The organism is bacterium, assembly GCA_020440705.1.
GTDB lineage: Bacteria > Krumholzibacteriota > Krumholzibacteriia > LZORAL124-64-63 > LZORAL124-64-63 > JAGRNP01.
This window is the reverse complement of the sequence record JAGRNP010000038.1, coordinates 21952-29263: the sequence shown is the minus strand read 5'-3', so window position 1 is coordinate 29263 and position 7312 is coordinate 21952. Positions and strand designations below refer to the sequence as shown.

The window sequence follows — 7312 nt, the reverse complement described above, 5'->3', positions numbered from 1 at the left end:
CCTCGTCTCACCGGAGGACCAACGGCGTCACGTCGGCCGCGAGCGTCGTCATGACCGTCTGGATCGCCGCCTGGGCCGCCTCGATCTGCGCCGCGGCCGCGAGGTTGTCGCGGAACGGCGCCGGGATCGCGCCGATCGCCGCGATCGCCGCGTCGAGCTCGGCCTGCAGGCGCAGGTCCAGCGCGGCGTCGGCGGTCGCGACGTAGTCGGTCAGGCCCTCGCCGTCGCTGGCCGCGAGGTGGTGCTCGCCCAGGTAGGCGTTGCGCACGCTGCGCAGGTTGTTGGCGAAATCGGTCAGCGAGTTGAAGCTGAACTGGGACTCGACCAGCGACGTGTCGTTCTCGTCGTAGGGGTCGGCGATCTTGCCGTTGGCCACCTCGTCGCAGATGGCGATCATGCCCTCGAGCATCTCCTGGACCGCCGCGGCCTGGGTCGGGTATCCGCTGCCCGGCCCGCCGGCGCCGCGGAAGACGTCGCCGTAGGCCGAACCGCCGTCGATGCCTTCGGCCCAGGCGGCCCAGAGGGTGGTCGCGTCGTCGGCGAGCACCGCCGCCGCCGCCGCCACGTACGCCAGCTCCCGGGCGGTGAAGTCACCGACGGGACGAGGCTGGCCGTCCCGGAAGAGCAGGTACTCCACCGTGTGGTAGCCGCGCAGGGCGGGGCCGAGACCCTCGGCCACGAAGGCGGGCGTCAGGTCGAAACTGCTGGCGAGCACGTCGTCCAGCTGCTGCCGGTCGACGGGCCAACTGTCCAGGGCCGGATCCAGGTTCATGCTCGCCGCCGGACCGAAGAGGAAGGCCTCGCTGGCCTCCCACGGCGCGCGGGCGGCGACCCACGCGGCGGCGGCCGCGTCCACGCCGGGCTGGTCCGGCGCGGCGGCCAGCCCGGCGCAGGCCGTGGCGAGGTCCCCGCAGGCGTCCTTCATGGCGGCGTAGGTGGCGATCACGACCCCATCAGTGTAGTCGGCGAGGATCGTCGTGAAATCGTAGGCCTCGGCGACGGCGACGGGGTCGTCGTCATCCGAGCAGCCGGCGACCCCGAGGGCCAGCAGCAGCAGGAGCAGGAGTCCGAATCGGTTCAGCATCATCTATCCTCCGGGTGGGGGTGGTTCAGAACACGAGTCCGAGCGAGGCGCCGTACGTCTTCTCGTCGCGGTAGCGTTCGGCGCCGAGGGAGCGCACCGCGAAGTCGGCCTTGACGGCCACCGAGGGCCGGGGGAACCAGTTCAGGCCGCAGGTGAGGATCGTGCGGTCGAAACGGGGGTCGGCGAAGATGCCGCCGGTGGTGCCGTGCATGGTGTCGACCTGCTCGCAGCGCACGAAGGGGAACAGGGCGGTGCGGGCGTCCGGGTCGAAGAGCGGCATCACGTCGCAGCCGAGTTCGGCGCCCCAGGCGCGGGCCTCCGTCGCGACCGGGCTCCGGGCGACGCCCAGGTTGGTCGACAGCCGGCTGTTCTTGGCCGAGATCTCGGCCGCGTCGTCGAGATGTCCGCCGAGCCAGGAGGCGCGCAGACGCCACGGCCCGCGGGCCCAGCGGAGGTCGGCCCCGACAAGGGTCAGGGTGCCGTCGACGCCGGGCATGTCGTCCTTGGGCCGGTTGCCGGTCGTGCCGCCCCGGTAGGCCGAGACGCCCACCTTGAGCCCGCGCACCCCGTTCCACTGCACACGGCCGACCACGGCCATGTCCGTGGCGCGCACCTGCTCGAATCGGGTCTGGTGCCCGTCCCGGACCCAGAACTTCGAACTGAATCCCGTCGAGTCCAGGCCGTTGATCAGCTGGGCCTGCCAGCTGAAGTCGCCCAGGTCGCCGAAGGCGGTCACGCCGGTCTCGTGCCAGGTCACCGGCACCAAGGTCGACTCGGCCTCGGGCCGCACCGTGCCGAAATGGCTCGTGGGCAGGTGGGCCAGGTTGATCAGGCCGACCGGGACGATGCCGTGCCCGACGCGCAGGGCGAAGGCGTCGGAGAAGGTCTTCGTCAGGTGGAGCTGCTCGAGGACGACCTCTCCGCCCTTCTCGATCTCCTGCTCGTACTCCCCGAATTCCTCATACTCGAGTTCCAGGGCGCCCCCCGTGCCGCCGTGTTCGATCTCGATCTCGGCCGCGAAGACGAGGGTGGGGTCGAACTCGTAGCCCACGCCGAGCACGAACCGCTGCAGATCCATGATGGCGCGGTCGTCCGGCGGGGAGCCGTTCTCGCCGCTCTTCTGGTCGGGGCCGTAGTCGAAGCGGGCGTAGAGCAGGTCCGCGTAGCCCGAGAGGTGGAGGCCGGACACCGGGTCCTGGGCCAGGGCCGGAACCGCGATGGCGAGCGCCACGACCAGGGCGGCGATGCGAGCGAGAGGCATGGCAGGATCTCCTTTTTTGGCGCGACAAAACTTACTTGTAGCGTCAAAAAGATCCGCCCTGGACCAAAGCGCAAGTTATTTATTTGACAACTTAAGTTCAAGTGATCGAGTCAGATATGAAATTTCGGAATCTTTACTAAATGTATCAAGAATGGATACGAATACGGAGTCCGGGCACGAGGCCCGGCCTCCCGGGCGTCCTGCAATCGGCCGCAACAGGGAGGTCGTTTGCGGACCGGGGCAGCCTTTTGGGCCGCAGCGGGTTGGCATCCGTGGCCCCCTTCTGGCAGGCCGAGCCGAAGGCCGCGGAACGACCCGCCGGCCGGGAATCGATCCGGAACGAGGAGACATCATGCGCATCATCGCCATCGCCATGACCAAGGGCGGCGTGGGCAAGACCACGACCGCCGTCAACCTGTCCCACGGTCTCGCCCTGGCGGGCGAACGCGTCCTGCTGGTCGACGCCGACACCCAGGGCCAGTGCGCCAAGGCCCTCGGCGTCGACTACGACCTCAGCCTGAACGAGGTGCTGCTGGGCGAGGCGGGCGTGCTCGAGGCCGTGACCCGGGCGCGGACGGGCCTCGATCTCGTGGCCAGCGACCATCACCTGACCCATGCCGCCCTGGCCATCGCCCGCCGGGAACGCGACGGCCACCGTGCCCTCGCCGATGCCCTCGCGCCCGTCGCCGACCGCTACGACGCCGTGGTCATCGATGCCGCGCCCGGCGTCGACGCCGTGGCCGTGAACGTGCTGGCCTGCGCCGACGAGGTGGTGGCCCCGGTGGCCCTGGCGCCGGCGGCCCTGGCTGGCGTGCTCGACTTCGTGCGCCACGTGGAGCGCGTCGCGGCGCACAACCCCGGGCTGCACCTCAGCCGGGTGCTGCCGACCTTCCACGACCAGCGCACCCGCACCTCGGCCGAGACCCTGATGCAGCTGCGCGCCCACTTCGGCCCGCGCCTGTGCCGTCCGATCCGCGTCAACGTCGAGCTGGCCGAGGCCTTCGGATGGCAGAAGACGATCTTCGAGCACGCGCCCCGGTCGCGCGGAGCGTCCGACTACGAGGAGTTCATCGCCGCGATGACGGCGGTGCCGGAGCTGGTCTAGACGACGGGCGGGGCAGGCTATTCGACGGGGATCTCGCCCGGCAGCGTCACGCCCGGCGGGAGCTTCACGCCGTGGGGCAGGTTGGCCACCCCGAGGGGCACGACGCGCGCGCGGTCCTCGCGGCGCACCGCGATGCGCGGTTTCTCGATGGACTTCTTCACGTCGACCCGCGCCTCGCCCAGCCGGAAGCTCGTGCCCGACCACACGGCCTCGAAGATCACGACGTGGAAGCGGGCGCGTTCGGCGGAGATCTGCTGCAGGGTGTCCAGGTGCATGTACTGCTCGGAGATCGATTCCTGGATCATCATGCGCTGGGCCGTCAGCGACTCGACGATGCCGCGGAACTCCGGCGCCTCGGCCCGCACCGGATCGGCCGTGGCATGGCGCACCTCGGACTCGATGGGCACCAGCGTCTCCTCGAGCTTCTCGATCTTGCGGTAGTAGATGGCCATCTGGTCCTGGAGCTGGAAGTCGATGCCGGCCTCGAACTCGGTGTGGGTCGCGCCCGGCGCCCCGGCGGTGCCGATCTCGATTCCGGCGAGGGCGCTGATCAGGCCGCCGGCCGCCCGGCCGGTGGGCACGAGGATGCGTCCGAGGGCCCGCACCTGGGACTGCAGGATCTGGCGCGTGACGCGGATCTCGCCCTGCACCTTCACGTCGGCCTTGTTGATGTAGCGCGCCTCGAGGTCGCCGGTCACCCGCACCTTGCGTCCGGGGTCGCCGAGGATCCCGCCCGCGACGGTGAGGCTGCCGCCGCAGACGACGGTGGCCTTCTCGATCATCCCCTTGACGACCACGTCGCCGTCGGCCTCGACGAGCGCCCCGTCGCGGATGTCTCCCTCCACCGTCACGGACCCCGCGTGGTGGATGTTGCCGGTGGCGAGGTCCACGTCGCCCTTGACGTGGTAGACCTCGTCGACCGTGACGGTGTCGTCGACGAAGCGCAGGCGGCCGTCGATGGCGGCGTAGTAGGCGGTCGAGTTCTCCTCGGCGACCTCGCGCACCCCCTTGCCGCAGCGCACCCGCACCTTCTCGGGCTTGTCGACCGGGAGCGCGTTGAGGAAGACGTCGAGCCCCGGCTCGCCCTCGGTGGCGTGGTGCAGACGCAGCAGCAGTTCGTTGCGGTGCACGCTGCAGCGCTCGACCTTCTCGCGGTAGTCGATGCGGTCGGACTGCTCGTCGATGAGCCAGCCGGTGGCGAAGTAGTCGTGGGTCCAGGCCAGATGCGCGTTCATGCTCGGCACGGGGGCGCGGCCCATGACCAGGGGGTGGGCGGCCAGGTCGTCGCCGGGCAGGCACGAGTCGGCCAGCAGGTGCCGGATCGTCGGCGGATCGGGGTACTCGGGCAGGTCCAGATCGATCAGGTCGGCGTGGATGCGCTCGGCCCAGCCGTCCAGGTCGGCGTGGGGGTCGGGGCAGTCGAGCAGGACCGCGATGCGCTCCGGTCCCACCCGCACGCGGTAGGTGATCTCGGGCGCGGCGGCGCCCCAGTCGTCGCCGACGACCGGGGCGCTGCCCCAGGTGCTGTCGCTGCTGCCGGTCACGGTGCGTTCCCGACGACCGCCACCCGCCTCGACTCCGGCGATTCCCGGGGCCGCTACCAGCCGACGTGGTCGGCGACGAGCTCGGGCGTGTCGAAGGTTTCCTCCTTCTCCTCGAGATGGATGCCCGCGGACGGCGCCATGGCGACCGGGGCGTGGCCGATCCGGAAGTGGCCCATCAGGGAGGCCAACAGGTTCGTCTGGGCCGAGAGCTCTTCCGACACCGAGGCCGTCTCCTCGGCGTTCGCCGTCGACGACTGGGTCGCCACGTCGATCTGCTCGAGGGCCAGGGTGATCTGGTCGACGGCGCTGCTCTGCTGCTCGCTCGTGTCGGCGATGGTCCGGATGCTGCCGGTGATCTCGCCGATCGTCGCCACCACCTGCTCGAGGGCCGTCGAGGTCAGGCTCGCGACCTCGCTGCCGCGCTCGACACGGTCGCTGGAGCCTTCGATGAGCTCGGCCGTCTCGCGGGCCGCCTTGGCGCTGCGCTGCGCCAGGGTGCGCACCTCTTCGGCCACCACGGCGAATCCCTTGCCGTGCTTGCCGGCCCGGGCGGCCTCGACCGCCGCGTTCAGGGCGAGCAGGTTGGTCTGGAAGGCGATGTCGTCGATGACCTTGATGATCTTGCCGATCTCGGCGCTGGACTGGCTGATCTCGTGCATGGCGCGGACCATCTCGTTCATGTGGTCGGAGCTGCGCGACGCGGCGTCCGCGGCCTCCGTCGCCGCCGCGGCCGAGGTCTTGGCCAGGCCGGCGCTCTCGCGCGCCTGGTCGCGGATCTCGGTGACCGAGGCGTGGGTCTCCTGCAGGCTGGCGGCCTGCTCGGTGGCGCCCTGGGCCAGGCTCTGGCTCGAGGCCGACAGCTGGTCGGCGCCCTCGCTCACCTCGCTGACCGCCTTCATGGCCTGGGCCACGACCTCGCGCAGGCTCACGCTCATGTCGCGCAGGGCCTGGCCGAGGGTGTCGTGCTCGGAGCTGGGGACGACTTCCTGGGTCAGGTCGCCGTCGGCGATCCGGCGGGCCAGATCGGCCTTGGCCTCGAGGTTGTCGGCCATGCGGTCGAGGGCCCGGGTCATCTCGCCCAGTTCGTCGTTCGAGGCGAGGTTCAGGCGCTGGCTCAGGTCGCCGGCCCCGAAGGCCCGGGTGAACGCGACGGTGCGGGCCACCGGGCCGGTGACCGAGCGGATGTTGTACCAGGCGAACAGGCCACCGATGGCCAGGGCCACCAGGGAGCCGATGATGGTGTAGACGGTCCGCCGGCGGTCGGCCGCGGCCACCTTCATCTCGAGCGTGTCCCGGCTGGCGTTCAGGCCGCCGAGGGCGGTGGCGATGTGCGCCTCGATCTCCTCGATGCTCGGCTTGGTCACCTCGTCCAGGACCCGGTGCGCGTGGTCCTGGGCCCGCACGTTCGCTTCCTCGAGGTCGATGAGCCCCAGCATGCCCTGCTCGAGGTCATGGAGGACCGGCCGGACCTGCAGGGCGTAGATGCCGGCGCGCGTGTCGTCGCCGACGGCCAGGTCGATGTCGTTCACCAGGCCGTGCAGCGTCTTGTGCTTGGCGACGATGGGGACGAGCCCATTCGCGAACTCCGGCCACTCCGCGCGCATCCGCGTCACCTCGTCGCTCAGCAGCCACTTGCCGAAGGCGCAGGCCGACGGGTCGGATTCCACCTGCAGGTCCTCGTGGGCCATGAGCTCCTCGGCCAGCGTCTCGGCCCAGCGGTGGTGGTCGTTGAGCCGCGCCAGCAGCGTCGTCTCGAGGCCGGGGTGGATCCGGCGCCACTGGTCGTCGATGGTCGTGGCCGAGCCGTGCATGGCTTCGTGGGCGGGCTTGAGGGCCTCGAGGGCGCCCCCGACTTCCGGCATCAGCCGGCTGATCTCGCCCAGTTCGGGGCCGTACAGCACCTTGCCCAGCTCGCACGTCCGGTGGTCCCGGTGCAGGTGCAACTCGCGCTCGTTGTTCATCACGAACTCCTCGAGCGCCGTCACCCATTTCAGATGATCGATCTCACGCGACTTGATCATCTCCGCCACGTGGTTGGTCTGGGCCAGGTCCCCGTTCAGGGCCTTGGTCTGCGAGACCTGGATCGAAACGGGCCCGACGCCGAGGCAGAGCACGGCCATCGTGGCAATTCCCAGGATCATCTTGAGTTTGATCGACATGACGCGGAGTCCTCCCTCTTGGCGCGCAATCCGGCTGTGCGCCGGTTCCATGGTTCCGTCCCTAGCTTCGGGTGAGAAGCCGTTCTCTTTAGGAATAGTTGCGGGATTCCTTATCGGTCGCTACGCGACAATCTCTTGTGTTGCAGGAGGTTGGCGGGC

General features: G+C 70.1%; 5 protein-coding genes. 1 reads left to right on the top strand and 4 read right to left on the bottom strand.

The window, feature by feature from the left end; translation table 11 throughout:
- Window positions 1-7: 7 nt before the first annotated feature.
- Window positions 8-1087 carry a peptidase M75 gene (locus KDM41_07885; GenBank protein MCB1183339.1) on the bottom strand — a complete coding sequence of 360 codons (1080 nt, stop codon included), beginning with the start codon at window positions 1085-1087 and terminating at the stop codon, window positions 8-10.
- 22 nt (window positions 1088-1109) lie between these two features.
- Entirely contained in the window at window positions 1110-2345 is a 1236-nt protein-coding gene (locus KDM41_07880; protein MCB1183338.1) for a hypothetical protein, read from the bottom strand.
- Between the two features lie 352 nt (window positions 2346-2697).
- Here KDM41_07880 and KDM41_07875 point away from each other — a divergent pair, with 352 nt between their 5' ends.
- The gene (locus tag KDM41_07875) at window positions 2698-3450 is read left to right on the top strand and encodes a ParA family protein (protein ID MCB1183337.1); all 753 of its coding nucleotides are present in this window, start codon (window positions 2698-2700) and stop codon (window positions 3448-3450) included.
- A 17-nt stretch (window positions 3451-3467) separates the two neighbouring features.
- Here the strand turns inward: KDM41_07875 and KDM41_07870 are convergent, their stop codons facing one another.
- Both KDM41_07870 and KDM41_07865 read right to left on the bottom strand, forming a co-directional pair.
- Complete coding sequence (locus KDM41_07870; protein MCB1183336.1) at window positions 3468-4994, bottom strand: DUF342 domain-containing protein; 1527 nt, start codon at window positions 4992-4994, stop codon at window positions 3468-3470.
- 53 nt (window positions 4995-5047) lie between these two features.
- Window positions 5048-7153, bottom strand: a complete 2106-nt coding sequence (locus KDM41_07865; protein MCB1183335.1) for a CZB domain-containing protein — start codon at window positions 7151-7153, stop codon at window positions 5048-5050.
- Window positions 7154-7312: the final 159 nt, after the last annotated feature.

What these genes read in the sequence shown, in the direction of transcription:
- KDM41_07880 (MCB1183338.1), bottom strand. Translation starts at nt 2,345, where the DNA reads ATGCCTCTCGCTCGCATCGCCGCCCTGGTCGTGGCGCTCGCCATCGCG.
- KDM41_07865 (MCB1183335.1), bottom strand. Translation starts at nt 7,153, where the DNA reads ATGTCGATCAAACTCAAGATGATCCTGGGAATTGCCACGATGGCCGTG.
- KDM41_07875 (MCB1183337.1), top strand. Translation starts at nt 2,698, where the DNA reads ATGCGCATCATCGCCATCGCCATGACCAAGGGCGGCGTGGGCAAGACC.
- KDM41_07885 (MCB1183339.1), bottom strand. Translation starts at nt 1,087, where the DNA reads ATGATGCTGAACCGATTCGGACTCCTGCTCCTGCTGCTGCTGGCCCTC.